The organism is Geodermatophilus sp. SYSU D00663 (assembly GCF_054050655.1).
In genome coordinates this window covers 119,465-144,319 of the sequence record NZ_JBJGZT010000010.1, presented here as the reverse complement: position 1 = coordinate 144,319, position 24,855 = coordinate 119,465, and the positions used below count along the sequence as shown (strand labels likewise).

The 24,855-nt window shown below is 77.3% G+C and carries 25 protein-coding genes and 1 pseudogene; 8 read left to right on the top strand and 18 right to left on the bottom strand.

Annotated elements, in window-relative coordinates:
• Positions 1-130: 130 nt before the first annotated feature.
• From ACI79Z_RS10225 to ACI79Z_RS10185, 9 genes and pseudogenes are all read right to left on the bottom strand, one after another.
• Positions 131-1,603 (bottom strand): annotated as a pseudogene (locus ACI79Z_RS10225) (ComEC/Rec2 family competence protein); the annotation flags it as partial.
• Between the two features lie 629 nt (positions 1,604-2,232).
• Entirely contained in the window at positions 2,233-3,123 is an 891-nt protein-coding gene (locus tag ACI79Z_RS10220) for a ComEA family DNA-binding protein (RefSeq protein ID WP_456902557.1), read from the bottom strand.
• A 135-nt stretch (positions 3,124-3,258) separates the two neighbouring features.
• The gene (locus tag ACI79Z_RS10215) at positions 3,259-4,113 is read right to left on the bottom strand and encodes a DegV family protein (protein WP_387985353.1); all 855 of its coding nucleotides are present in this window, start codon (positions 4,111-4,113) and stop codon (positions 3,259-3,261) included.
• Positions 4,114-4,183: 70 nt separating this feature from the next.
• Complete coding sequence (locus tag ACI79Z_RS10210) at positions 4,184-4,936, bottom strand: histidine phosphatase family protein (RefSeq protein WP_456902556.1); 753 nt, start codon at positions 4,934-4,936, stop codon at positions 4,184-4,186.
• Positions 4,933-5,526: a ribosome silencing factor gene (gene rsfS / locus ACI79Z_RS10205; protein WP_387985357.1), complete on the bottom strand. Its 594-nt coding sequence runs from the start codon at positions 5,524-5,526 to the stop codon at positions 4,933-4,935. Before rsfS ends, ACI79Z_RS10210 begins: the two co-directional genes overlap by 4 nt.
• Positions 5,523-6,242: a nicotinate-nucleotide adenylyltransferase gene (gene nadD, locus ACI79Z_RS10200; RefSeq protein WP_456902555.1), complete on the bottom strand. Its 720-nt coding sequence runs from the start codon at positions 6,240-6,242 to the stop codon at positions 5,523-5,525. The genes rsfS and nadD overlap by 4 nt, the downstream gene beginning before the upstream one ends.
• 297 nt (positions 6,243-6,539) lie before the next feature.
• Positions 6,540-7,988, bottom strand: coding sequence for a vWA domain-containing protein (locus tag ACI79Z_RS10195; protein ID WP_456902554.1), 1,449 nt, complete (start codon positions 7,986-7,988; stop codon positions 6,540-6,542).
• Positions 7,988-8,875 (bottom strand): AAA family ATPase, encoded by an 888-nt coding sequence (locus ACI79Z_RS10190; protein WP_387985364.1) that lies wholly within the window; start codon positions 8,873-8,875, stop codon positions 7,988-7,990. The genes ACI79Z_RS10195 and ACI79Z_RS10190 overlap by 1 nt, the downstream gene beginning before the upstream one ends.
• A 26-nt stretch (positions 8,876-8,901) precedes the next feature.
• Entirely contained in the window at positions 8,902-10,170 is a 1,269-nt protein-coding gene (locus ACI79Z_RS10185; RefSeq protein ID WP_456902553.1) for a glutamate-5-semialdehyde dehydrogenase, read from the bottom strand.
• Between the two features lie 65 nt (positions 10,171-10,235).
• Between ACI79Z_RS10185 and ACI79Z_RS10180 the strand changes: the two genes are divergently transcribed.
• The 5 genes from ACI79Z_RS10180 to ACI79Z_RS10160 are packed head-to-tail and all read left to right on the top strand — an operon-like array spanning position 10,236 to position 13,620.
• Entirely contained in the window at positions 10,236-11,117 is an 882-nt protein-coding gene (locus ACI79Z_RS10180; protein WP_456902552.1) for a metal ABC transporter substrate-binding protein, read from the top strand.
• On the top strand, positions 11,096-11,371 hold the full coding sequence (locus ACI79Z_RS10175) for a metal ABC transporter substrate-binding protein (RefSeq protein WP_456902551.1): 276 nt from the start codon (positions 11,096-11,098) through the stop codon (positions 11,369-11,371). The genes ACI79Z_RS10180 and ACI79Z_RS10175 overlap by 22 nt, the downstream gene beginning before the upstream one ends.
• The gene (locus tag ACI79Z_RS10170) at positions 11,368-12,171 is read left to right on the top strand and encodes a metal ABC transporter ATP-binding protein (protein ID WP_387985370.1); all 804 of its coding nucleotides are present in this window, start codon (positions 11,368-11,370) and stop codon (positions 12,169-12,171) included. Before ACI79Z_RS10175 ends, ACI79Z_RS10170 begins: the two co-directional genes overlap by 4 nt.
• A 1-nt stretch (position 12,172) precedes the next feature.
• Entirely contained in the window at positions 12,173-13,213 is a 1,041-nt protein-coding gene (locus tag ACI79Z_RS10165) for an iron chelate uptake ABC transporter family permease subunit (RefSeq protein ID WP_456902550.1), read from the top strand.
• Entirely contained in the window at positions 13,210-13,620 is a 411-nt protein-coding gene (locus ACI79Z_RS10160; RefSeq protein ID WP_387985374.1) for a Fur family transcriptional regulator, read from the top strand. The genes ACI79Z_RS10165 and ACI79Z_RS10160 overlap by 4 nt, the downstream gene beginning before the upstream one ends.
• On the opposite strand, the gene ACI79Z_RS10155 is transcribed toward ACI79Z_RS10160, so the two are convergent.
• Positions 13,611-14,102, bottom strand: a complete 492-nt coding sequence (locus ACI79Z_RS10155; RefSeq protein ID WP_387985377.1) for a MarR family winged helix-turn-helix transcriptional regulator — start codon at positions 14,100-14,102, stop codon at positions 13,611-13,613. The two genes, ACI79Z_RS10160 and ACI79Z_RS10155, sit on opposite strands and share 10 nt — an antisense overlap.
• A gap of 72 nt (positions 14,103-14,174) precedes the next feature.
• On the opposite strand from ACI79Z_RS10155, the gene ACI79Z_RS10150 reads away from it, so the two are divergent.
• Genes ACI79Z_RS10150 through ACI79Z_RS10140 form a run of 3 tightly spaced genes read left to right on the top strand, consistent with a single transcriptional unit; the run spans position 14,175 to position 15,511 of the window.
• The gene (locus ACI79Z_RS10150) at positions 14,175-14,831 is read left to right on the top strand and encodes a maleylpyruvate isomerase family mycothiol-dependent enzyme (RefSeq protein ID WP_456902548.1); all 657 of its coding nucleotides are present in this window, start codon (positions 14,175-14,177) and stop codon (positions 14,829-14,831) included.
• On the top strand, positions 14,828-15,142 hold the full coding sequence (locus tag ACI79Z_RS10145) for a hypothetical protein (protein ID WP_110007157.1): 315 nt from the start codon (positions 14,828-14,830) through the stop codon (positions 15,140-15,142). The genes ACI79Z_RS10150 and ACI79Z_RS10145 overlap by 4 nt, the downstream gene beginning before the upstream one ends.
• A 33-nt stretch (positions 15,143-15,175) precedes the next feature.
• A complete protein-coding gene (locus ACI79Z_RS10140; protein WP_387985383.1) occupies positions 15,176-15,511 on the top strand; it encodes a hypothetical protein in 336 nt (111 codons plus the stop codon).
• 9 nt (positions 15,512-15,520) lie between these two features.
• On the opposite strand, the gene ACI79Z_RS10135 is transcribed toward ACI79Z_RS10140, so the two are convergent.
• The 8 genes from ACI79Z_RS10135 to ACI79Z_RS10100 all read right to left on the bottom strand — a co-directional run bounded on the left by ACI79Z_RS10135 (position 15,521) and on the right by ACI79Z_RS10100 (position 24,854).
• Positions 15,521-16,303 (bottom strand): isocitrate lyase/PEP mutase family protein, encoded by a 783-nt coding sequence (locus ACI79Z_RS10135; RefSeq protein ID WP_387985385.1) that lies wholly within the window; start codon positions 16,301-16,303, stop codon positions 15,521-15,523.
• A 70-nt stretch (positions 16,304-16,373) separates the two neighbouring features.
• Entirely contained in the window at positions 16,374-16,856 is a 483-nt protein-coding gene (gene def / locus ACI79Z_RS10130; RefSeq protein ID WP_456902547.1) for a peptide deformylase, read from the bottom strand.
• The gene (gene proB / locus ACI79Z_RS10125) at positions 16,853-17,989 is read right to left on the bottom strand and encodes a glutamate 5-kinase (protein WP_456902546.1); all 1,137 of its coding nucleotides are present in this window, start codon (positions 17,987-17,989) and stop codon (positions 16,853-16,855) included. The genes def and proB overlap by 4 nt, the downstream gene beginning before the upstream one ends.
• Positions 17,986-19,479, bottom strand: coding sequence for a GTPase ObgE (gene obgE / locus ACI79Z_RS10120; RefSeq protein ID WP_456902545.1), 1,494 nt, complete (start codon positions 19,477-19,479; stop codon positions 17,986-17,988). Before obgE ends, proB begins: the two co-directional genes overlap by 4 nt.
• Positions 19,480-19,637: 158 nt before the next feature.
• Complete coding sequence (gene rpmA, locus ACI79Z_RS10115) at positions 19,638-19,895, bottom strand: 50S ribosomal protein L27 (protein ID WP_387985394.1); 258 nt, start codon at positions 19,893-19,895, stop codon at positions 19,638-19,640.
• 7 nt (positions 19,896-19,902) lie between these two features.
• Positions 19,903-20,214: a 50S ribosomal protein L21 gene (gene rplU, locus ACI79Z_RS10110; protein WP_110007164.1), complete on the bottom strand. Its 312-nt coding sequence runs from the start codon at positions 20,212-20,214 to the stop codon at positions 19,903-19,905.
• Positions 20,215-20,405: 191 nt separating this feature from the next.
• Positions 20,406-23,810, bottom strand: a complete 3,405-nt coding sequence (locus ACI79Z_RS10105; RefSeq protein WP_456902544.1) for an Rne/Rng family ribonuclease — start codon at positions 23,808-23,810, stop codon at positions 20,406-20,408.
• Positions 23,811-24,086: 276 nt separating this feature from the next.
• Positions 24,087-24,854: a TIGR03936 family radical SAM-associated protein gene (locus ACI79Z_RS10100; RefSeq protein ID WP_387985398.1), complete on the bottom strand. Its 768-nt coding sequence runs from the start codon at positions 24,852-24,854 to the stop codon at positions 24,087-24,089.
• Position 24,855 lies beyond the last annotated feature (1 nt).

The following is a 24,855-nucleotide window of genomic DNA, read 5'->3' as shown; positions in this document are numbered from 1 at the left end:
CCCCGTCCCGGGCCAGCAGCGACAGCAGCCGCGGCGCCGGGTGCCCGTAGGTGTTCTCCGCGCCGACGCTGACCAGCGCCACCCGGGCGCCGGTCGCGGCGAGGAAGGCCGGGTCGACGTCGGCACTGCCGTGGTGCGGGACCTTCAGCACGTCGGCGCGCAGGTCCACGCCCCGGTCGAGGACCCGCGCCTCGGCCGCCGCGCTCAGGTCGCCGGTGAGCAGCACCCGCACGCCGCGCACGGTGACCCGCACGACCAGCGAGAGGTCGTTGGGCTCGGCCGCGGCGGTGGCGATCTCCGGCGGCGGCGCCAGCACCTCGAGCCGGGCGCCGCCGACGTCGCGGCGGTCGCCGGGGACGAGGACCTCGCGGCGAGCGCCCGCCCGGGCGGCGGCGCGGGCCAGGTCGCCGGCCCGGTCGTCGGCCGGGGACAGCGTGCCGGTGGCGACGGCGCCCACCTCCCGCCCGTCCAGCGCCCCGGCCAGCCCGCCGACGTGGTCGGCGTCGAGGTGCGACAGCAGCACCAGCGGCAGCCGGTCGACGCCCAGCCGGTCCAGGCAGCGGTCGACCGCGCCCACCTCCGGGCCGGCGTCGACGAGCACGGCCTCGCCCGGGCCGGTCGGCAGGACCAGCGCGTCGCCCTGGCCGACGTCGCAGGCCACCAGCACGGTCCCCGGCGGCGGCCAGCCGTCGGCCACCTGGCGCAGCGGCCAGCCGAGCAGCACCAGCCCGAGCAGCGCGGCCAGCCCCACCGGGCGCAGCCGCCGGTACCGCCACAGCGCCAGCCCGGCGGCGAGCAGCAGGACGGTCAGCAGCAGCGCACCGCCGGTGCCGGCCGGCCAGCCGGTCGCGCCGTCGGGCAGGGCGGCCGCGGTGCGCGCCACGGCGACCAGCCACCGCACCGGCCAGCCCGCCAGCCACACCAGACCGTCCCCGGCGACCGGCACGACCGGTCCCACGACGGCGGCCAGTAGGCCGAGCACCGTCGCCGGAGCCACCGCCGGCGCGGCGAGCAGGTTGGCCGGGAGCGACACCGGGCTGACCAGCCCGGACAGGCCCGCCACCAGCGGCGCGGTGGCCAGCCCGGCGGCCGCCGCGACCGCCACCGCGTCGGCGGGGGTACGCAGCCAGCCGCGGCGCCGCAGCCGGTGCGACCAGCGGGGCGCCAGCAGCACGATCGCCGCCGTCGCCGCGACCGACAGGGCGAAGCCGGCGTCGCGGGCCAGGCGCGGGTCGAGCAGCAGCAGCACCGCGACCGAGGCGGCCAGCGCGGGGACCGCGGCCCGCGCCCGGCCGGAGGCCAGCGCCAGGAGGGTGACCGCGCCCATGGCCGCCGCCCGGAGGACGCTGGCGTCGGGCCGGACCAGCACCACGAAGCCGGCGAGGACCGCGAGGGCCACGACCGCCTGCACCCGGCGGTCGACCGCCCGTCGGCGCAGCGGCGCGAGCACGCCGGTGAGGACGATCGCCACGTTGGCGCCGGAGACCGCGGTGAGGTGGGACAGGCCCGCGCGGCGGAAGTCCTCCTCCAGCACCGGGTCCAGGCCCCGGGTGTCGCCGACGACCAGGCCGGGCAGCAGCCCGTCCGCGGGTGCGGGCAGCACGCGCCGGGCGGTGGCGGCCAGCCCGTCGCGGACGGCACCGGCGGCGCGCTGCAGCCGGGACGGCTCCTCGACCGGCTCCGGCGGGCCGCGGGCCGACAGCCGCGCGACGACACCGTCGGTGGCGGGCGCGGTCGCCACCGCCACCCGGGTGCGCACCACCTGCCCGGGCAGCACGCCGGTCCAGTCCGGCGCCGGCGCGAACAGCACCGCCCCGGCGGTCAGCGACACGGTGGCCGCCCGGTCGGTCACCGCGGTGACCGTGACGTCGAGGACCAGCCGAGGCGGGCCGGTGCCGGCGACGCGCCGCGGGTCGCCGTCGACCTCCAGGACCGCGTCGACCGTGCGGCCGGCGGCGACGTCGGCGAGCGGGGAGGCGGCGCGGGCGGCGCCGCGGACGGCGGCGACGGTCGCGGTGGTGGCCACGGCGGCGAGCACGGCGAGCAGCACGAGGACGCCGGCCCGTCCCCGGCGCCGGACGAGCAGCAGCGCCGCGAGCGTGGCCGCGCCGGCCAGGACGAGCAGGGCCGGGGGCGACAGCAGGCCGGCGGCGAGGGTGACCGCCCACACCGCGGCGGCGACCGGGACCAGGCGCAGGTCCAGCCACGACCAGCGCCGGTCCGGGCGGGCGCTCACACCCGGACCAGGTCGGCGAGCTCGCCGTAGACGGCGGGGCCGATGCCCGGGACGTCGTCGAGCTGCTCGACGCTGGTGAACCGGCCGTGCTGCCCGCGGTGGTCGACGATGCGCTGGGCGAGCACCGGGCCGATGCCGGGCAGGGCGTCGAGGTCGGCGACCGTGGCGGCGTTGAGGTCCAGCGGGCCGGGCGGGGCGGCTCCCCCGCCGGCCGGCGCGGCGGCCGTGCCGGGGACGCCGACGGCGATCTGCTGCCCGTCGCTGACGACCGCGGCCAGGTTGACCGAGGCGGGATCGGCCTCGGGCAGGAGGCCGCCGGCCGCGGCCACCGCGTCGGCGACGCGGGCGCCCTCGGGCAGCGTCACCAGGCCGGGCGTGACGACGAGGCCGACGACCGAGACCACGACGGTCGTGCGGGCCCCGGCCGCCTCCGCGGGCGCGGGCTCCGTGTCGGCGGCCGGGGCGGGCTCGGGAGCCGGTTCCACCTCCGGCCGCTGCAGCCAGGTCCACCCGGCGAGCAGCAGCGCCGCCACCAGGCCGGTGAGCCACAGCGCCGCGCTGCCTCGGCGGCCGGGGTCCACCCGCACCGCGCGCCCGGGCGCCCGGTGCCGGCCGAGCCCGCCCGGCAGCCGCCCGTCCGCCGGGTCGTCGTCGCGGTCGCCGTCGAGGTCGTCGTCGAGGTCGTCGTCGAGGTCGTCGTCGAGGTCGTCGTCGACCCGGTCCCCACGGGGCTCCGGGCGGCGGAGGAGGGCGACGCCGGTGCGCGGCGGGAACTCGAGCGGGTCGTCGTCGGGCAGCCAGCCCGAGCGCCGGCCCTCGTCGAGCAGCACCCGGAGACGGGCACGGATGACGTCGGCGGCGGGGTCGCGGCGGGAGGTCAGGCGCACGCGGCGGACGCTAGGGAGACCGCCCGCCCGGGAGGACCGGTCCGCGGGGACTGTGGACGGCGGTGGGGGCTGTGGACGGGCGCGGGCCGTCCGGCGGGCGCCGGGTGCACGCTGCGCGCCGTGTCCGCCCTCCGCTCAGTCCCCCTCCGCCGGGGTCACCACGACGCCGACCGCGCCCGGCCCGACGTGCGCGCCGACCGCCGCCCCCAGCTCGCTGACGTGCAGCTCCCGGACGCCGGGCACGGCGCGCTGCAGCTCGGCGGCCAGGCGCTGCGCGCGCTCGGGCGCGGCCAGGTGGTGGACGGCGAGGGAGGCGCCCGGGCCGCCGGCGGCCTCCTCCGCGCGCTTCACCAGCCGGGCGAGGGCGCGCCCGGAGGTGCGCACCCGCTCCAGCGGGACGACCCGCCCCTCGGCCACGTGCAGCACCGGCTTGACCGCCAGCGCGGTGCCCAGCAGCGAGGCGGCCGAGCCGATGCGGCCGCCGCGGCGCAGGTGCTCGAGGGTGTCGACGACGAACAGCGTGCGGGTGCGCGCGGCGGTCCGCGCGGCCACGGCGGCGACCTCGGCCGCGGTGGCGCCGTCGGCCGCGGCGCGGGCGGCGGCGAGGACGGGGAAGCCGGTGCCCATCGCCGTCGACCGCGAGTCGACGACGGTCACGAGGTGCTCCCCCACCTGGGCGGCGGCCAGCCGGGCGGCGTCCCAGGTGCTCGACAGCTCGGCGGACAGGTGGATCGACACCACCCGGTCCGCGCCCTCGGCGAGCCGGCGGCGGTAGGCGGCGACGAAGTCGCCGGGGGTCGGCCGCGAGGTCGAGACGTGCTGCCCGCGGGAGGTCAGCGCCCGGGCGACGTCCTCCGGGGTGATCTCGGTGCCCTCCCGGCCGGAGTGCCCGGCGAGGACGACGTAGAGCGGGACCACCTCGATGCCGTACCGCGCGACGAGGTCGGGCGGCAGGTAGGCCGTGGAGTCGGTGACCACGGCGACGGACACCAGGGGAGGCTAGCCCGACGCCGACCGGCGGCTGACGCGCAGGCGGACGGCCGGTGGCCGGCGGGTGACCTCAGAGGACCGCGTCGGCGTCCTGGGTCGGCGGGGGCGCGGCGCCCTCCGGGGTGGCCGCGGCGTCGGCCGGGACCGGCGCCGGGGCGCCGACGGCCGGTCCCTCGACCCGGCCCGGCAGGGCGGCGACGACGGCGTTGTGCCGCATCAGCCGCCACCGGTCCCCCTGCCGGGCGAGCTCGCTCCAGCCGCAGTTGGCCAGCGGGCCGAACACCCGACGGTGCTGCGGGCCGAGCTCGAGCAGGGCCTCGACGAGCCGGCCGGCGGTCCCGCCGTGGGTGACGACGACGGCCACCTCGGCCGGCGGCAGGTCGCGCAGGGCGGCCAGCGCGCGGCGGGCGACGTCGGTGGCCTCCTCGCCGCCGCGGCCCTGCACCGGCCGGCCCGCGAGCCAGTCGGCGTACTGCTCGGGGTGGCGCTCGGCGACCTCGGCGCGGGTGAGCCCCTCCCAGCAGCCCAGCCCGTGCTCGCGCAGCCGCTCGTCCAGCCGCAGCGGCACGCCGAGCAGGCCGGTCAGGGCGGCGGCGGTGTCGGCGGCGCGGACCAGGTCGCTGGCGACCACGACGGTCGCCTCCGGCGCCAGCCCGGCCGCCACCAGGTGGGGCGCGGTGCGGGCGGCCTGGGCGCGGCCCTCCGCGTCCAGCGGCGGGTCCATCTGGCCCTGGAAGCGCCCGGTGGCGTTCCACTCGGTCCGTCCGTGCCGCCAGACGACCAGCCGGGGCACCGGCAGGTCGAGGGCGGCGGGAGCCGTCACCGGCCGGTCGTCCCCGCGTCCCCGTCGGCGGCGCCGCCGAGGGGCTCCTCCTGGAGCGGGTCGCCCTCGAGGGCGTCCTCGTCGGCCAGTTCGTCGTCGGTGAGGTCGTCCTCGGTGAGGTCCTCGGTCGGGTCGGGTGCCAGCGGGACGGGGTCGGAGCTGCCCGGGTCGACGTCGTCGGTGGACAGCGTGCCGGTCGCGGCGGGCGCCCCGTCGGCGGCGGGCGGGGCGGCGCGGTCGACGAACGGGATGGTCGGGCAGTCCTTCCACAGCCGCTCGAGGGCGTAGTAGGCGCGCTCCTCGGCGTGCTGGACGTGCACCACGACGTCGACGAAGTCCAGCAGCACCCAGCGGGCCTCGGCGACGCCCTCGCGGCGGACCGGCTTCACGCCGTGCCGGCGCAGCCGCTCCTCGACCTCGTCGACGATCGCCTGCACCTGGCGCTCGTTGGGCGCCGCGGCGAGCACGAACGCGTCGGTGATGGCCAGGCGGTCGCTGACGTCGACGATCGAGACGTCGGTGGCGAGCTTGTCCGCGGCGGCCTGGGCGGCGAGCAGCGCGGTCTCCCGGGCCTCGGCGGAGGCGGTCATCGGGGCACCTCCCGGAGGTGGGCAGACGGTGGGTCGGTGGGGTCGGGGTCGGCCGGGTCCGCCTGCGCGGCGGGCGGGAGGCGGTCGTGGGTGGGCCGGTCGCCGCGCGGGCCCGGCGAGCGCCGGCCGCCGGCGCGGTACAGGCCCCGCTTCTCGATGTACTGCACCACGCCGTCGGGCACCAGGTACCAGACCGGCATGCCGCGGGCCACGCGGTCGCGGCAGTCGGTGGAGCTGATCGCCAGGGCCGGGACCTCGACCAGGCTGACCGCGCCCTCGGGCAGGTGCCCGTCGGCGAGGGCGAAACCGGGGCGGGTGACCCCGATGAAGTGGGCCAGCCGGAGGAACCGGTCGCTGTCGCGCCAGCTGAGGATCTGCGCCAGCGCGTCGGCGCCGGTGATGAAGAACAGCTCGGCGTCGGGACGCTGGGCGTGCAGGTCGGTGAGCGTGTCGATCGTGTAGGTCGGGCCCTCGCGGTCGACGTCGACCCGGCTGACGGAGAACCGCGGGTTGGAGGCGGTGGCGATGACGGTCATGAGGTACCGGTCCTCGGCGGGGCTGACCTCGCGCTCGGTCTTCTGCCAGGGCTGGCCGGTGGGGACGAAGACCACCTCGTCGAGACCGAACAGCCCGGCCACCTCGCTGGCGGCGACCAGGTGACCGTGGTGGACGGGGTCGAACGTCCCACCCATCACGCCGATCCGGGTACCAGCCACCGATCGAGCCTAGCCGGGCACCGCACCGGCGGCCCGGGTGCACCCGGCGGATCCGGTCCCGGACGGCCGGGCGCGGGGCGCCGCCGCACCCGGCCGTCGGGACGGGACCGTCCCGGTCGCGACCGGCACCCCCGTGCCGTCGGTCGCGCCGTCCGCGCTCCCGACCGCGACGACGGGAGCACGGGCCGGGCACCGTGTCGCGTCTCGGTGCCCGCGCTGACCAACGGCGCTGCCGGCCACCGGTTACGCGCGGTCTCGCAGAGGGTCCCCCGGGCGTGTCGCTGGAACCGGGTGGTGTCAGAGCGTGGTGACGAACTCCGCCAGCTGGGTGGCGTTGCGGCACTCGACCATGTCGACGACCTCGCCGTAGCGGTCGGCGGCGGAGTCGCCGCTGCCCCACAGCCGCCGCGGCTCGGGGTTGAGCCAGTGCGCCGAGCGGGCGCGGCGGACCAGGTCGGCGAGCACCGGCAGGCCGGGCTGGCGGTAGTTGGTCCGCCCGTCGCCGAGCACCAGCAGCGAGGTCTTCGGCCCCACGGCGGTGGGCCAGCGGTCGGCGAACACCTCCAGGGCGTTGCCGTAGTCGCTGTGCCCGTCGAAGGCGACGACGTCGGCCTCGCGGCCGATCCGCGCGACGGCGCCGGCGACGTCGGCGCCGGGCCGGAAGAACCGGGTCACCTCGTCGGTGGAGTCGACGAAGGCGAACGCCCGGACGCCGGAGAAGTGCTCGCGCAGCGCCTGGGTGAGCATCAGCGTGAAGTGGCTGAACCCGGCCACCGAGCCGCTGACGTCGCAGAGCACGACCAGCTCGGGCTTGTGCACCTTGCGCGGCCGGTGGTGGGTGACCACCGGCACCCCGCCGGTGCCGAGGGAGGCGCGCACGGTCCTGCGGAAGTCCAGCCGGCCCTGGCGGCCCATCCGCCGCCGCGCCGACAGCCGCACCGCGAGCCGGCGGGCCAGCGGCGCCACCGCCCGCCGCAGCTCGGCGAGGTCGGACTGCTGGGCGCGCAGGAAGTCGACCTGCTCGGCCAGCGGCCGCACCGCGCTCTTCGCCACCCGGTCGCGCCCGCGGTCGGCCGCGGCCCGGCGGCGCACCTCGGCGTCGACGGCGGTGCGGAAGGCGGCCAGCCGCTCGCGGACGGTCTGCCGGGCCACCTGCTCGGCCAGCCCGCCGCGGCCCCCGTCGCCGAGCAGCCCGGCCAGGAGCTGCGTGACCAGGGTGTCCGGCGACAGCGCCCGCATCACCCGGTAGCCGAAGTAGGACTGCCCCGACGGCGACGCCGGCGCCCGCCCGAGCTGCTCGACCGCCTGGCGGGCGAAGCGGCGCAGCGCCTCGTCGTCGCCCTCGAGCAGCAGCCGGGCCAGCTGCTCGCGCATCCGCTGCGCGAGGTCGCGCTCGTCGCCGTCGCCGTGCCCGTCGGGCAGGTCCAGGGTCGAGCCGTCGGCCTGCGGCTCGCCGTCGGCGGGGTCCGCGTCGTCGCCGGCGGGGCCGGGAGCGGGCCGGTCCGACAGCGGCCACCACAGGTCGAACAGCACGTCGTAGGCCGGGCGCTGCGAGGCGCGCTGCAGCAGCACCGCCGCCAGCCCGTGCCGCAGCTGTTCGCGGTCGAGCAGGTCGACGACGGTGAGGATCTCCGCGGCGTCGACGGCCTGGCTGATCCCGACCGGGATGCCGGCCTCCCGCACCGCCCGCACGAAGCCGTCGAGGTGACCGGCCAGCCCCCCGGCGGGCGCCGACGGCGCGGACATCAGTTGAGCCGCAGCTCGGCGGCGGCGCGGTCCTGGTCGCTGGCGTGCTTGAGCACCACGCCGAGCGTCGAGCGCACCGCGGTCTCGTCGAGGGTGTCCAGGCCGAGCTCGAGCAGGGTCTGCGCCCAGTCGAGGGTCTCGGAGATCGACGGCGACTTCTTCAGCTCCATCGCGCGCAGCGCCCGGATGGTGCGCACCAGCTGCTCGGCCAGCCCCGGCGCGAGGTCGGGCACCCGGGAGAGCACGATCTCCCGCTCCCGCTCGGCCGAGGGGTAGTCCAGCGACAGGTACAGGCAGCGCCGCTTGAGCGCCTCGGACAGCTCGCGGGTGGCGTTGGAGGTGAGGACGACGGTCGGCCGGCGGGTGGCGGTCACCGTGCCGAGCTCGGGGATCGTCACCTGGAAGTCGCTGAGCACCTCCAGCAGCAGGCCCTCGACCTCGACGTCGGCCTTGTCGGTCTCGTCGATGAGCAGGACGGTCGGCTCGGTGCGCCGGATCGCGGTCAGCAGCGGCCGGGAGAGCAGGAACTCCTCGCCGAAGATGTCGTCGTGGACGGTGTCCCAGTCCGCGCCGTCCCCACCCTGCGCCGCCTGGATCCGCAGCAGCTGCTTCTTGTAGTTCCACTCGTACAGCGCCCGCGCCTCGTCCAGGCCCTCGTAGCACTGCAGCCGGATCAGCTCCGAGCCCGTGGCCGCCGCCAGCGCCTTGGCCAGCTCGGTCTTGCCGGTGCCCGCCGGGCCCTCGACCAGCAGCGGCTTGCCCAGCCGGTCGGCGAGGAAGACTGTCGTCGCGATCTGCGCGTCGGGCAGGTACCCGGCGGTCGACAGCCGCTTGCTCACGTCGGCCACCGAGGAGAACTGGGGCGACTGCGTCGGCGGGCGGGGCATGCGACTCCTCGGATCGGGGGCCGGGATCAGCGGGTGTGGCCGTTCCCGGTGACGACGTAGGTGGTGCTGGTCAGCTCGGGCAGGCCCAGCGGCCCGCGCGCGTGCAGCTTCTGGGTGGAGATGCCGATCTCGGCGCCGAAGCCGAACTCGCCGCCGTCGGTGAACCGGGTGGAGGCGTTGACCAGGACGGCGGCGGCGTCGACCCCGGCGGTGAACGCCGCGATGGCCGACGCGGAGTCGGCGACGATCGCCTCGCTGTGCCCGCTCCCCCACGTCGCGATGTGCCCGAGCGCGGCCGGCAGGTCGTCGACGACGCGCACCGCCATGTCCATCGACAGGTACTCGGTGGCCCAGTCCTCGTCGGTGGCCGGGACGACGGCCTGGAGACCGGACTGCGCAGCGGCGTCGATCGTCGCCTGGTCGCCGTGCAGGGTGACGCCGGCGTCGACCAGCGCCGACAGCAGGCGCGGGAGGAACGGCACGTCGCGGTGCACGAGCAGCGTCTCCGCGGAGTTGCAGACGCTCACCCGGTGGGTCTTGGAGTTGAGCACGATCGCCTCGGCCATCGCCGGGTCGGCGGAGGCGTCGACGTAGACGTGGCAGTTGCCGACGCCGGTCTCGATCACCGGGACCTGCGCCTCGCGGACCACCCGCTGGATGAGCGAGGCGCCGCCGCGCGGGATGACCAGGTCGACGTGCCCGCGCGCGGACAGCAGCTCGCCCACCGAGGCGCGGTCGGCCGGCAGCAGCTCGACCGAGCCCTCGGGCAGCCCGGCCTTCTGCCCGGCCTCCATGAGCACGGTGACCAGCGCGAGGTTGGTCCGGTACGCCGAGGCCGACCCGCGCAGGAGCGCCGCGTTGCCGCTCTTGAGGCACAGGCCGGCGGCGTCGACGGTCACGTTCGGGCGGGCCTCGTAGACGATCCCGACCACGCCGAAGGGCACCCGGACCTGCCGCAGCTCCAGCCCGTTGGGCAGCCGCGAGCCGCGGACGACGTCACCGACCGGGTCGGGCAGGGCGACCAGCTCGCGCAGCGCGGCGGCCACCCCGGCCACCCGCCCGGCGTCCAGCCGCAGCCGGTCGAGCACCGACGCCGGCGTGCCGTCGGCCTCGGCGGCCGCGACGTCCTGGGCGTTGGCGGCCAGCACCTCGTCGGTCCGCTCGACCAGCGCCTCGGCCATCGCGGTGAGCGCGGCGTCCTTGACGTCGGTCGGGAGGGTGCGCAGGACGCGGGACGCGGCGCGGGCACGCAGCGCGGCGGCCCCGATCAGCGGCAGGTCGGCGGCGTCGGACACGCCCCGCAGGGTACGCGCCGCCCCCTCCGGCCGGGCACCTCCGCCGCTGTGTGAGAATGGTTCTCATGAGCACGACGACGCGCGCCCTCGCCGCGACCACCGCCGCCGCCACCGTCCTGCTGCTGGCCGCGTGCGGCTCCTCCGGGGAGGACGAGGCCGCGGCCGCGGACGGCGTCTCGGTCCAGGCCGCCTTCTACCCCCTGCAGTGGGCGGCCGAGCGGGTCGGCGGTGACCGCGTCGACGTCGAGTCGCTGACCCCGCCGGGCGCCGAGCCGCACGACCTGGAGCTCACCCCGCAGGACGTCGCGTCACTGACGGAGGCCGACCTCGTCGTCTACCTCGCCGGCTTCCAGCCCGGCCTCGACGACGCCGTCGCCGAGGCCGGGGACGCCGCCTGGGACGCCGGCGAGGCCGCCGACCTGTCGCTGACCGCCGAGGAGCACGGCCACGAGGGCGAGAGCGAGGAGGAGCACGCCGAGCACGCCGGCGAGGAGGGCGAGGCCGTCGACCCGCACTTCTGGCTCGACCCCACCCGGCTGGCCGACGTCGGCGACGCCCTGGCCGACCGGCTGGCCGAGGTCGACCCCGACGGCGCGGACACCTACCGGGAGAACGCCGCGGCGCTGCGCACCGACCTCGAGGCGCTCGACGCCGAGATGGAGCAGGGGCTGGCGGACTGGGGGGGGTCCACGCTGGTCACCCCGCCCCACGCCTTCGGCTACCACCGCGAGCGGTTAGGCCTAGCCCTGGTGGGGGGCAGGGGGGTGTTCCCGTCCCCCCCCCCCCCCCGCCCCCCCCCCCCCCCCCCCCCCCCCCCCCCCCCCCCCCCCCCCCCCCCCCCCCCCCCCCCCCCCCCCCCCCCCCCCCCCCCCCCCCCCCCCCCCACGACGCGTTCGGCTACCTCGGCGAGCGGTACGGCCTCGACGTGGTGGGCGTCAGCGGGCTGAGCCCGTCGACCGAGCCCAGCCCGGCGCAGCTGGCCGAGATCTCTACGCTGGTCCGGGAGCGCGGGGTGACGACCGTCTACACCGAGACCCTCGTCGACCCCGCCGTGGCCGAGACCGTCGCCGAGGAGGCCGGTGTGCGAACCGCCGTCCTCGACCCGATTGAGGGCCTGACCGACGAGTCGGCCGGCGAGGACTACCTCGCGGTCATGCGCGCGGACCTCGCCACGCTGCAGGAGGGACAGGGCTGCGCATGAACGACGCCGCGCTCCGGCTGGCCGGCGCCACGATCGGCTATGGCGACGTGGCCATCGTCCGCGACGCCGGCCTGACCGTCCGGCGCGGCGAGGCCGTCGCGGTCCTCGGCTCCAACGGCTCGGGCAAGACCACCCTCATGCGGGGCGTGCTGGGCCTGGCCACCGTCCTGGGCGGCACGGTCGAGGTGCTCGGCGCCCCGGTCGGCCGGCTGCGCGAGCGCGGCCGCGTGGGCTACGTCCCGCAGCGGCACACCGTCAGCGGCGCGATGCCGGCCACCGTGCGCGAGGTGGTCGGCGTCGGGCGGCTGCCGCGGCTGGGACTGTTCCGCCGGCCCGGCCCGCGCGACCGGGCGGCCGTCGCCGAGGCGGTCGACGCCGTGGGCCTCGCCGACCGGCTCGAGGACCCGGTCGCCTCCCTCTCGGGGGGCCAGCAGCGCCGGGTGCTGGTGGCGCGGGCGCTGGCCGCCGAGCCGGAGCTGCTGGTCATGGACGAGCCGACCGCCGGCGTCGACGCCGCCAGCCAGGCCGCGCTGGCCGCGGTGCTGACCCGCGTCGCGGCCGCCGGGACGACACTCGTCGTCGTGACCCACGAGACCGGCCCCCTCGCTGGCGTCCTGGCGCGCGCGGTCGTCGTCGACTCCGGCCGGCTCACCTACGACGGGCCGCTGGCCGGCGCCGGCCCCGCCGGCCCCGACTGCCACCACCCCGGGGAGAGCACCGAGCCGGCGGCGCGCGGCTACCGCCTGGACCAGCCGCGGCCGGCGCCGGACGCCGTGCGCGTGCGCGACGGGAGCCGCTGACGTGGAGCTGCTCGAGTACGGGTTCATGCAGCGGGCGCTGCTGGCCTCGCTGATGGTCGGGCTGGTCGCGCCCGCCGTCGGCGTCTTCCTAGTGCAGCGCCGGCTGTCGCTGCTCGGTGACGGCCTCGGGCACGTGGCGCTGACCGGCGTCGGCATCGGGGTGCTCACCTCCACCGCGCCGGTGGGGACGGCGCTGGTCGCCGCCGTGCTGGGCGCGGTGCTCATCGAGCTGGTCCGCGCGCGCGGGCGGACCAGTGGCGACGTCGCCCTCGCGGTGCTGTTCTACGGCGGCATCGCCGGCGGCGTGGTGCTGCTGTCGCTGGCGCCGCGCGGGCAGGCCACCAACCTCGACGCCTACCTGTTCGGCGCGATCACCACGACGACCGGCGCCGACGTCGCCGTCTTCGGCGTCATCACCGTCGTCGTCCTCGCGGTCGTGTGGCTGCTCGGCCGGCGGCTGTACGCGGTCAGCGACGACGAGGAGTACGCCCGGGCGGTCGGCCTGCCGGTGCTGCCGCTCAACGTGGTGCTGGCCGCGCTGGTCGCCTCGACCGTCGTCCTGTCGATGCGCGTGGTCGGCCTGCTGCTGATCAGCGCGCTGATGATCCTGCCGAGCGCGGTCGCCCAGCTGGTCGGGCGCAGCTTCCGCGCCACGCTGCACCTGGCCTGCGCGATCGGCCTGGTGGTCAGCGTCGGGGGGACGGCGGCGTCGTACTACACCGGAACCCCCTCCGGCGGCACGATCGTGCTGCTGGCCATCGCCCTGTTCCTGCTGGTCACGGTGGTCGTGACGCTGCGCGAGGCGACGGCGCGGCGCCGGCACGGGCGGCGGGTGCAGGTGCACGCCGCGCACCCGCACGAGCACGGCGACGGCTGCGGGCACCGCCCGGTGCCGCACGGCGACCACGTCGACTACGACCACGACGGGCACCTGCACGCGCCGCACCGCACCGGCACGGGCGTGCACTACGACGAGCACGACGGGCCTGCCCACCCGCCCGCCGCCGCCGTCCCGCCGACGGTGGGGACGGAGCGGCCGTGAGCGCACCCGAGGTCCCGGTCCGCCGCCAGACCCGCCAGCGGACCGCGGTCATGGCCCTGCTCGAGGAGCTCGACGGGTTCCGCACCGCCCAGGACCTGCACGCCCTGCTGCGCGAGCGCGGCGACGCGGTCGGCCTGGCCACCGTCTACCGGGCCCTGCAGGCGCTGGTGGACGACGGCCTGGTCGACGTGCTGCGCGGCGAGGACGGCGAGGCCGCCTACCGGCGCTGCTCGCCGGTGCACCACCACCACCTGGTCTGCCGCTCCTGCGGGACCACCGTGGAGGTCGCCGACCCGCCCGTGGAGCGCTGGGCCGCGAGGGTGGCCGCCGAGCACGGCTTCGCCGACGTGCAGCACCAGCTGGAGGTCTTCGGCACCTGCGGCAGCTGCACCGCCGCTCAGCGGTAGGGGTCGGTCACCTCGCGCAGCCGGGTGAGCGCCGCACGGAGCTGGGCCGTGGCCTCCTCGCCGAGGTGGGCCGTCCACTCGGCCTCGACCTCGGCCTCCACCCGGCGGGCGATCGCCACCAGCTCCCGCCCGCGCTCGGCGATCTGCACCAGCCGGGCGCGGGCGTCGGTGGGGTCGGGGACGCGGCGGACGTAGCCGGCACGCTGGAGCTGGTCGACCAGGTGACCGGCGGTCTGCTTGGTGACCAGCGCCTGCGCGGCCAGGTCGGTCAGCCGGGTGCCGGACGGGCCGATCCGGGCGGCGACGCGCGCCTGGGCGAGGGTGAGGTCGTCGTGGCCCTCGGCCGCCAGCGTCGCGAGGAGCCGGGCCTCCATCGCCCGGTGCGGGTAGAAGCACAGCAGGGCCAGGTTCTGGTACCCCTGCTCCCCGTCGTCCCGGCCCGGGCGGTCCCCGTCCTGCCGGACCTCGTCGCGAACGCTCACGCCGCCCCTTGACGTTGGTCAGATGATCTGACTGAATGGTCAGACCATCTTACCAACACCGGGGAGGTCGTCGTGGACCTCGACGACGTGTGGCGCACCATCGACGCCCAGCGCCTGAGCCTGGCCGACCTGCTCGACGACCTGTCGCCGGCCGAGTGGGAGACCCCGTCCCTGTGCGACGCCTGGCGGGTGCGCGACGTCGCCGCGCACCTGACGCTGGCGCAGATGGGCCCGTGGCCCCTGACGGTCGCCGCGATCCGGGCGGGCGGCAGCTTCAACCGGATCATCCGGGACACGGCCCTGCGCGTCGGCCCGCTGCCCGACGACGAGTACGGCCGGCGGATCCGGGCGATGGTCGGCTCCCGGCGGCGGGCGCCGTTCGTCTCCCCCATCGAGCCGCTCACCGACGTCCTCGTGCACGGGCAGGACATCGCCCTGCCGCTGGGCCGCGAGCGGCCGATCCCGCCGGTCCCCGCGGCCGTGTCGGCGAGGCGGGCCTGGGCGATGAGCTTCCCGTTCGGGGTGCGGAAGCGGCTGGCCGGCCTGCAGCTGCGGGCCACCGACAGCGACCTCGTGCTGGGCGAGGGTGCTCCGGTCGAGGGCACGACCGGCGACCTGCTCCTGCTGATCACGGGGCGCACCGCCACGGTGCACCGGCTCTCCGGCGAGGGCCGGCAACGGCTGCCGGCGGCGGACGGCCGCCGGGAGGAGTCGAGGAGGACGACATGACCCTGGGCGTGATCACGGACGTGTCCGCACCCGTGGAGCTCTACGACGCCGTGCACGCGGCGATGCTCGAGCGGATCGAGCAGATCGGCCCGGCCCTCGACGGGCTGCTGCTGCACCTGGCCCGCCCCACCGCGGACGGCTTCCAGGTGATCGGGGTGTGGGAGTCGCGCGAGGACTACGAGCGCGGGAACCGGGAGGTGGTCGGACCGGTGTTCGCCGAGGTCCTGCGGGGGCAGGCACCCCCCGCTTCCGTGGACACCGAGTTCGAGGTCCGCGGCCTCGTGCTGCCGCGGGCCGGCGTCGCGGTCTGACGTCGCGCTCTCGTCGGAGAGGGGGACGAGGTCATGTGGGCGGTGATCGAGGACGCGTCCGCACCGGCGGAGCAGCCGTACGACGTGGTGGAGCTGTACGACACCGTGCACCGGCTGCACCTCGAGCGCACCGGTGGGGAGGTCGACGGGCGGCTGGTCCAGCTGGCCTGGGCGACCGCCGACGGGTTGCGGGAGGTGGCGGTGTGGGAGTCCCGCGAGCAGTACGACCGCTACGGCCGCGAGGGCATCGGGCCGCTGGTCGCGGAGGTCCTCGCGGGGCGGCCGTGGCCGACCGTGGTGGTCACCCCGTTCGACGTCCGCGGCCTGGTCGTCCCGGCCGGCGGGGTGGCACTCCCCGCCGGCCGGTGACCCGCCGGTTCAGTTGAGGGCGCGGGTGCCGGGCGGCAGGACGCCGCCGCCGACCATCTCGACGACGGCGTCCTGCAGCGCGGTGAGCGCGACCCGCTGGGTGAACGGGCCGGTGGAGACGCGGGCCACGCCGAGCTCCTGCATCTCGCGGGCCGGCAGCGACGCGCCGGGCACGCTGATCAGCGTCAGCCTGTTCCGCCCCAGGCCCTCGACCACCGCGGCGATCTCGTCGCGGTCGACCAGGCGGGGCACGAACACGACCGGCGCGCCGGCCTCCAGGTAGGCCTTCCCCCGGCGGATCGCCTCGGCGACCAGCTCGCCGCGGTCGGCGCCCTGGGGAGCGCGGACGAAGGCGTCGGTGCGGGCGTTGAGCACGAAGTCGATGCCGGCGTCGCGCCCGGCGCGCACCACCGCCTCGACGGCGGCCACGGCCTCGTCCAGCGGCTTCATCTGGTCCTCGAGGTTGCCGCCGACGACGCCCTTCCCGATGGCCCGCCGGGCGGTCTCGCCGGCGTCGCCGTAGCCGGCCTCCATGTCCATGCTGACCGGCAGGTCCACGGCGGCGGTGATCCGGCCGACCATGTCCAGGTGCAGGTCCAGCGGGATGTTCTCGCCGTCCTCGTAGCCGAAGGTGGCGGCGATGCCGTGGCTGGCGGTGGCCAGGGCCCGCACCCCGTCGGTGGCCGCCACCACCTGCGCGGAGACGACGTCCCACACGTTGGTGAGGACGAGGATCTCCGGGGCGGTGTGCAGGTCGAGCAGGGTCCGGGCGCGGGTGGCGAGGTCGGTCACGGGACCCGACCGTACGGCCTCGTCCAGAGGCTCGCACCGGGCTCGCGAGGGGTGAGGAGGACGAGGTCCTTCACCGGTCGCGCAGCGCGCGCAGGGCGGCCTTGCGGGCCTCGCCGGCGAGCCGGTCGAGGAACACCTTCCCGTCGAGGTGGTCCACCTCGTGCTGCAGGCAGCGGGCCATGAGCCCGGTGCCCGCCAGCCGCAGCGGCTCCCCGTGCACGTCGAAGCCCTCGACGACGGCGGACATCGCGCGCACCGTGGGCGCCCAGAGCCCCGGGATGGACAGGCAGCCCTCGTCGCCGTCCTGGGTCTCCTCCGACAGCTCCACGACCCGCGGGTTGACCAGGTGGCCGATCTCGCCGTCGACGTTGTAGCTGAACACCCGGGCGCTCACCCCGATCTGCGGGGCGGCCAGCCCGGCGCGGCCGGGGTGGTCGACGGTCTCCTCGAGGTCGCGGACCAGGGCGGCCAGTTCCTTGTCGAAGGCCCGCACCTCGTCGGCGGGCGTGCGGAGCACGGGGTCACCGAGCTCGCGGATGGGGCGGATCGTCACCCGGGCAGTCTCGCAGCCGTCCGCAGCCGCCCGACCAGCACCATCTCGTCGCGGTGCACCACCTCGCGCCGGTACTCCGGGTCGAGGTCGGTCGTGCGGCGGCCGAGCAGCGCCGGCAGCTCCCGGGCGTCGTAGGCGACTAGTCCGCGGGCGACGACGGTGCCGTCGGGCCCCACGAGCTCGACCGGGTCGTCGGCCAGGAAGTCGCCGTCGACGCCGGTGACCCCGGCGGCCAGCAGCGAGGCGTGCCGCTCGCGGACCGCGCGCACCGCGCCGTCGTCGAGCACCAGCCGCCCGCGCGGCCGGCTGGCGTAGCGCAGCCAGAACTGCCGGCCCGAGGGACGGCGGCCCGAGGGCTCGAACAGCGTGCCGACCCGCTCGCCGGCCAGCGCGGCCGCGGCCTGCGGCGTCGAGGTGACCACGACCGGCACGCCCGCGCCCGAGGCGATCAGCGCCGCCTCGACCTTGGTGGCCATGCCGCCGGTGCCGACGCCGTTGCGCCGGGCGGTGCCGAGGGTGACCGCGGCGAGGTCACCCGGGCCGCGGACGGTGTCGAGCAGCTGCGCCGGGCCGGTGCGCGGGTCGCCGTCGTAGACGCCGTCGACGTCGGACAGCAGCACGAGCGCGCCGGCGGCGGCCACGTGCGCCACCAGGGCGGCGAGCCGGTCGTTGTCGCCGAAGCGGATCTCGTCGGTGGCGACCGTGTCGTTCTCGTTGACGATCGGGATCACGCCGAGGGTGAGCAGCCGCTCCAGCGTCTGCCGGGCGTTGCGGTAGTGCCCGCGGCGGGTGAGGTCGTCGGCGGTCAGCAGCACCTGCCCGACGGTGACGCCGTGCCGGTCGAAGGCGTCGGCGTAGGTCTGCACCAGCCGCAGCTGGCCGACGCTGGCCGCCGCCTGCGCCGTCGCCAGGTCCCGCGGCCGGCCCTCGACGCCGAGCGGCGCCAGGCCCGCCGCGATCGCGCCGGAGGACACCAGCACCACCTCGCGGCCCTGCGCCCGCACCGCCGCGAGGACGTCGACCAGCGCGGCGAGCCGGTCGGCGTCCAGGCCGCCGGGCAGCGTGGTCAGCGACGAGGACCCGACCTTGACGACGACCCGGGGCGCGCCGGCGACCTGCGGACGGGCGGTCACTCGGTCTCCCCGGGCAGGTCGTCGTCGGTCCACGTCTCGGTGAGCTCGTAGGGCACCCGGCGGGCCTTCTTCGCCGCCAGCCGCTCGGCCGCGCGCACGCGGTGCGGCGCGTCGATGCGGTTGTCGGTGCCCCGGCCGCCCAGGCCCGCGGTCTCCTCGGCCAGCGGCGTGCCGGCGGGCAGGCTGGGCGCGAAGTCGAAGGCCACGTCGCCGATGACGACGGTGTCGCCCTCCTGCGCGCCGAGCTCCGTCAGCTCGTCCTCGACGCCGAGCCGGTTGAGCCGGTCGGCCAGGTAGCCGACCGCCTCGTCGTTGGTGAAGTCGGTCTGCCGCACCCAGCGCTCGGGCTTCACGCCGCGGACGACGTAGGCCTCGTCCTCGGCGTCGAAGGCGACGGTGAACCCGGAGTCGTCGACGGCGCGCGGGGTGAGCGTGACGCGGGCGGGCTCGGGCGCCGGCAGCGCGGCGCGGTGCTCCTCGACGGCGGCGGCCAGCGCGTAGCCGAGCTCGGGCAGCCCCTCCCCGGTCGCGGCGCTGACCGGGAACACCCGCAGCCCGCGCTCCTCCAGCGCCGGGCGGACGAGGTCGACCAGCTCGCGGCCGTCCGGCACGTCGATCTTGTTGAGGACGGCGAAGCGCAACCGGCCCACCAGGTCCAGCTCGTCGCCGCCGGCCGCGCCCTCGGAGTACAGGGCGAGCTCGCGCTCCAGCGCCTCGATGTCGCTCTCCGGGTCCCGGCCGGGCTCGAGCGTCGCCGTGTCGACCACGTGCACGAGCACCGCGCAGCGCTCGACGTGGCGGAGGAACTGCAGGCCCAGGCCCTTGCCGGTGGCCGCGCCCGGGATCAGCCCGGGCACGTCGGCCATCGTGAACACGGTGTCGCCGGCGCGGACGACGCCGAGGTTGGGCACCAGCGTGGTGAACGGGTAGTCGGCGATCTTGGGCCGGGCCGCGGACATCGCCGCGATCAGCGAGGACTTGCCCGCCGAGGGGAACCCGACCAGGCCGACGTCGGCGACGCTCTTGAGCTCGAGGACGGCGTCGAAGCCCTCCCCCGGCTCCCCGAGCAGCGCGAAGCCCGGGGCCTTGCGCCGGGGGTTGGCCAGCGCGGCGTTGCCCAGCCCGCCCTTGCCGCCGTGCGCGAGCACGACGCGGGTGCCGGCACCCATGAGGTCGGCGACCACCTCGCCACCGACGCTGACGACGGTGCCCTCGGGGACGCGCAGCACGCGGTCCTCGCCGCGGGCGCCGTGCCGGTGGCTGCCGGCGCCGGGCCGGCCGTTGCCCGCCCGCTGGTGCGGGCGGTGGTGGAAGTCGAGGAGCGTGTGGACCGAGGGGTCCACCTCGAGGACGACGTCGCCGCCGTCCCCTCCGTTGCCGCCGTCGGGTCCGCCGAGGGGCTTGTACTTCTCGCGGTGCACGGACGCGACGCCGTGACCGCCGTTGCCCGCGGCGACGTGCACGACGACGCGGTCGACGAACGCGGCCATGTCTGCTCTACCTGCTCACTGCTCGCTCAACGACGACGAGCGCACGGGCCCGAAGCCCGTGCGCTCGTCCTCGTGCTGTCCGTGGTGACCTCACGGTCGGCCCCGCCGCAGGGCCCCGCCCCGAGCGGAGCGAGGGGTGGGGGCGGTGGGGTCCTTCCTCAGGCCTCGACCGTGGTGATCGAGACGGTCTTGCGGCCCCGGCTGGTGCCGAAGGTGACCGCACCGGGGGTCAGCGCGAACAGCGTGTCGTCGCCGCCGCGGCCGACGCCCAGGCCCGGGTGGAAGTGGGTGCCGCGCTGGCGCACGATGATCTCGCCGGCCTTGACGACCTGGCCGCCGAAGCGCTTGACGCCGAGGCGCTGGGCGTTCGAGTCGCGGCCGTTGCGGGAGGACGAGGCGCCCTTCTTGTGTGCCATGTCGTCGTCAGCCCTTCGTGATGTCGCGGACGACCACGTCGGTCAGCGGCTGACGGTGGCCCTGACGCTTGTGGTAGCCCGTCTTGTTCTTGAACTTGTGGATGCGGATCTTCGGGCCCTTGCCGTGGCCGACGATCTCGCCGGTCACGGTCACGCCGGCCAGCGCCTGCGCGTCACTGGTGACGGTCTCGCCGTCGACCAGGAGCAGGGCCGGGAGGGTGACGGTGTCGCCCGCCTCACCCGCGAGACGGTTGACCGTGAACCGGTCGCCCACGGCCACCTTGTGCTGCCGGCCCCCGGCCTTCACGACTGCGTACACCACTGAACTCCTCGATCGCTGCTGTCTGTCCCCGCGCTGCGTCCTGCGCGCACCCCGGCGCGGGCGCCGGGTGCTGGACGGGCCGCTCCGCCTGCGCGGGACCGGGAGACCCGGTCCGGGGCGGTGCAACCCGACCAGCGTACCCGAGCAGCCGGGACCGGGTCGAACGCGGCCCCGGCTGCCCGGAGGGTCTAGCTGGCCGGCGGCCCGGCCGGGCGGCTGGCGGCCCGGCGGCGGCGCGGGCGCGCCCCGCCCACCGCGGCACCGGTGCCGTCGTCGGCCACCGGCGGCTGCGCCTCGGCGGCCGGGGTCTCCTCGGCCGGGGCCTCCTCGGTCGGGACCTCCTCGGCCGGGACTTGGCCGCCGGGGGCCTGCGGGTCCGCCGCCGGGGCCGGGTCGTCGGGGCCGGCGCCCGCGGGGACCGCCTCCTCCTCCTCGCCCGGGCCCTGCGGCTCCGCGGAGGCGGCGTCCACCGGGACGGGGGCGTCGGTGACCAGCAGGCCGGGGTCGGCCTGCGGGGCCTCCCCCGCGTCCTCCGGCTCCGCGACCGCGGGCTCCGCGACCTCGGGCTCCGCGACCTCGGGCTCCGCGGTCAGGGGCCGCGCCGGCCCGGGCTGCGGCGCCTCCTCCGGCTCGGTCACCTCGGCGCCCGGCACCTCGGCGCCGACCGCAGCCGTGACCTCGACCTCGGGGGCCTCGTCGGCGGCCGCGGCCGGACCGGCGACGGCCTGCTCCGCGACGGCCTCCTCGGACGTCCCGGCGTCGGCGGGCTCCTCGCCGGAGGCGGCGGCGAGCACCGCGGCGTCCTCGGCGGCGCGCTCCTCACCGGACTGGCCGCGGTTGCGCCGTCCCCGGTTGCGCCGCCCGCCGCCGGACCGCTGGCCCTCGCCGTTCTCGGCGGCGTCGGGCCCGGCGCCGGGCGCGGTGACCTCGGCCTCGGTCCGGTCGGCGTCCTTGCGGTCGGCGTCCTTGCGGTCGGCGTCCTTGCGCTCGGTGTCCTTGCGCTCGGTGTCCTTGCGCTCGGTGTCCTTGCGCTCGGTGTCCTTGCGCTCGGCGCGCTCGGCGTCCTTGCGGCCCCCCTGGTCGCGCCGGCCGCCGTTGCCGGAGCCCGGGCCGTGCCCGCCCGAGCCGTTGCCGCCGCGGCGACGGTCGTCGACCGGGTCGGTGTGCACGATGACGCCGCGGCCGCGGCAGTGCTCGCACGGCTCGGAGAACACCTCGAGCAGGCCCTGGCCCACCCGCTTGCGGGTCATCTGCACCAGGCCCAGCGACGTCACCTCGGCGACCTGGTGCTTGGTGCGGTCGCGGCCCAGGCACTCGGTCAGCCGCCGCAGCACCAGGTCGCGGTTGCTCTCGAGCACCATGTCGATGAAGTCGATGACGATGATGCCGCCGACGTCGCGCAGCCGGAGCTGGCGGACGATCTCCTCGGCCGCCTCCATGTTGTTGCGCGTGACGGTCTGCTCGAGGTTGCCGCCGGACCCGGTGAACTTGCCGGTGTTGACGTCGATGACCGTCATCGCCTCGGTGCGGTCGATGACCAGGGAGCCGCCCGAGGGCAGCCAGACCTTGCGGTCCAGCGCCTTGGCCAGCTGCTCGTCGATGCGCAGGTCGCGGAAGACGTCGCCCTCGCCGGTGTGCCGGGTCAGCCGCCCGGTGAGCTCCGGGGAGACATGCGCGACGTAGGCCTCGACGGTGTCCCACGCGTCGTCGCCCTGGACGACGAGCTCGCTGAAGTCCTCGTTGAAGACGTCGCGGATGACCCGGATGGCGAGGTCGGGCTCGCCGTAGAGCAGCGCCGGGGCGTTGTTCGACGACTCCGACTTCTGCCGGATGACCTCCCACTGCGCCTGCAGCCGGGCGACGTCGCGGGTGAGCTCCTCCTCCGAGGCGCCCTCCGCGGCGGTGCGGATGATCACGCCGGCGTCGTCGGGGACGATCTTCTTCAGGATGTCCTTGAGTCGCTGGCGCTCGGTGTCGGGCAGCTTGCGGCTGATGCCGGTCATCGACCCGCCGGGCACGTAGACCAGGAACCGGCCGGGCAGGTTGACCTGCTGGGTCAGCCGGGCGCCCTTGTGGCCGATCGGGTCCTTGGTGACCTGCACCAGCACCTTGTCGCCGGACTTGAGCGCCTGCTCGATCGAGCGCTGCTTGCCGCTGAGCCCGGCGACGTCCCAGTTGACCTCGCCGGCGTACAGGACGGCGTTGCGGCCCTTGCCGATGTCGACGAACGCCGCCTCCATGCTGGGCAGCACGTTCTGCACCCGGCCGAGGTAGACGTTCCCGGCGAACGACGTCGCCTGGGCCTGGGTGACGTAGTGCTCGACCAGCACGCCGTCCTCGAGGACGGCGATCTGGGTGCGCTCGCCGCGCTGGCGGATCACCATCCGGCGCTCCACCGCCTCGCGGCGGGCGAGGAACTCGGCCTCGGTGAGGATCGGCGCGCGACGGCGGCCGCTGTCCCGGCCCTCGCGGCGGCGCTGGCGCTTGGCCTCCAGCCGGGTGGAACCGGTGACGCCGCGGACGTCGTCGTCGCTGGTGCTGCGGCCGTTGCGGCCGGCGCGCTCGGGGCGGTCGTCGTCGTCCTCGGCCGCGGCCGCCTCGCCGTCCCCGCCGCGGCGGCGGCGCCGGCGGCGGCGCCGCGTGGTCGACGTGCCCTCGGCGCCCTCGCCGTCGTCGCCCTCGGCGTCCTCGCCGGCCTCCGCGTCGGTGTCCTCGTCCTCGGCGTCCTCGTCGTCGGAGGCGCGCTCGGCGGTGTCCTCGTCGGCGTCGGTGTCCGCGGCGTCGTCCCCGTTGCGGCCGCGGCCGCGGCCGCGGCGGCCCCGGCGGCGGCGCCGGCTGCCGCCGGCGGTCTCGTCGCGGTCGGCCTCGTCGCGGTCGGCCTCGTCGCGGTCGGCGTCGTCGCGGTCGGCCTCGTCGCGGTCGGCGTCGGCGCGGTCGGCCTCGTCAGCGGTGTCCTCGTCGGCGTCCTCGGCGGTCCCGACGACGGCCCGCTCGTCGGCGGGCGGCTCCTCGGCGGCCCCGCCGCGGCGGCGCGACCGACTGCGGCGCGAGCGCGGCGCCGGGGTCTCCTCGTCGTCCTCCGCCGGCGCCGCGACGTCCTCGACGTCGGGCGACTCGGGCAGCGGCCGGCGGCTGCGCCGGCGCGGCGCCGGCGTCACCTCCGCCTCGGGGGCCACGAAGCTCACGAAGGCCGGCACCACCGGGGCGGCGACCGGCGGGGGCGGCGTCCAGGCGGCGGGCTCGGGGGCGGCCGCCGGGCGGGTGGCGCGGCGGCGGGGCCGGGCGATGACCGCGGTCGGCTCCGGTGAGCTGAACTGGGCGCCGAACGGCGACCGGTCCGGCTCGTCCTCCGGCTCCTCCTCGGGCTCCGGGGCGGGCGGGGGCTCCGGGTCTGGGTGGGACTCCGGGTCGGCCTCCGCCGGCGGCTCGGCCGCGGCGGTCTCCGCCGGCTCCTCGTCCGGGGTCCCCCCGGTCGCCGCCTCGCCGCTCAGCACCTCCGCGACCGGCGCGTCGCCGGGCGGGAGGGCGGGCGCGCTGCCGGCGTCGGTGGTCGGGGTGTCGGTGGTCGGGGTGTCGCTGTCCTGGTCGGCCACGAGGGCTCGCCTCCTGTGTGGTGCTCCCGGGCGCCGGTCCCCACCGGGGACGGGCGGCCGCGCAGGAGCACGGGTTGGGCGGGCCGGGCGGCCGCACGGGGTGCGGCGGCGAGCCCGGCTCGCGAAGTCTGTGGTCGGTCCCGCGCGGCGGTCGCCGCGGCCGGGGCCGGACTGCTGGTGGAGCGGTGGTGCCGATGGTCTCGGGTGGTGCCGGTCCTGGGCGGCACGTCTGGCAGCCGTGTCGCTCGACGTCGCGGTGGCTCCCGGGTCGCCCGGTCAGACGGCGGCGTGCTCCCCCTGGCAGCGGGTGCGCGCCGCACGGTCGGGACCGAGCGGATCGGCCACGGTCCCGCTGCCGTCGAGCCGGCCCTGCGCCTCACGCACGGCCCGGGGGGGCGACGGCGGGCGCAGGTCGGCGACGGCGGCGAGAGCGGCCACCACGTCGTCGGGTCGAACGGCGGGCGTCACCTGCCGGACGACCACGTGCAGTATGGCACATCCTGCCTCCCCGCCCGCGGACGCGGACGCGACGGGGCCGCGCGCATCGACGTCGCGGAGGCCGTTCTTGGTGCGCTTGGCGACCAGCACCTCCTCCCGGGCCAGGAAGGCGTCGACCGCCGCGGCGAGGGTCGCGGGCTCGACGCCGGACAGCTCGATCCGCCACCGCGCGGCGTCGATCCGGTCGGCCAGCGAGCCGCCGCCCTCGGCGGCCTCCACGCACTCGAGGACGTCGATGCCCGGGGGCAGCGACGCGTCCAGCGCGGCCCGGACCTCCTCGGGGTCGCGCCGCTCGGCCAGGCCGATCTCCAGGTACTCCGCCTCGCTGGCCGCCCCGGTCGGCGCCGCGCCCACGTAGCTGATCTTCGGGTGCGGGGTGAAGCCGGCGGAGTAGGCCATCGGCACCCGCGCGCGGCGCAGCGCCCGCTCCAGCGCGCGGGCGAGGTCGCGGTGGGAGGCGAAGCGCAGCGGGCCGCGCTTGGCGTAGCGCAGCCGCAGGCGCTGGACGGTCGGCGGCGGGGGCGGGCCCTCCGGGGTGCGGGCCACG

What these genes read in the sequence shown, in the direction of transcription:
- rsfS (WP_387985357.1), bottom strand. Translation starts at nt 5,526, where the DNA reads ATGACCGCCTCCGCCGAGGCCCGGGAGACCGCGCTGCTCGCCGCCCAG.
- ACI79Z_RS10195 (WP_456902554.1), bottom strand. Translation starts at nt 7,988, where the DNA reads ATGTCCGCGCCGTCGGCGCCCGCCGGGGGGCTGGCCGGTCACCTCGAC.
- ACI79Z_RS10190 (WP_387985364.1), bottom strand. Translation starts at nt 8,875, where the DNA reads ATGCCCCGCCCGCCGACGCAGTCGCCCCAGTTCTCCTCGGTGGCCGAC.
- ACI79Z_RS10180 (WP_456902552.1), top strand. Translation starts at nt 10,236, where the DNA reads ATGAGCACGACGACGCGCGCCCTCGCCGCGACCACCGCCGCCGCCACC.
- ACI79Z_RS10170 (WP_387985370.1), top strand. Translation starts at nt 11,368, where the DNA reads ATGAACGACGCCGCGCTCCGGCTGGCCGGCGCCACGATCGGCTATGGC.
- ACI79Z_RS10145 (WP_110007157.1), top strand. Translation starts at nt 14,828, where the DNA reads ATGACCCTGGGCGTGATCACGGACGTGTCCGCACCCGTGGAGCTCTAC.
- ACI79Z_RS10140 (WP_387985383.1), top strand. Translation starts at nt 15,176, where the DNA reads ATGTGGGCGGTGATCGAGGACGCGTCCGCACCGGCGGAGCAGCCGTAC.
- obgE (WP_456902545.1), bottom strand. Translation starts at nt 19,479, where the DNA reads ATGGCCGCGTTCGTCGACCGCGTCGTCGTGCACGTCGCCGCGGGCAAC.
- rpmA (WP_387985394.1), bottom strand. Translation starts at nt 19,895, where the DNA reads ATGGCACACAAGAAGGGCGCCTCGTCCTCCCGCAACGGCCGCGACTCG.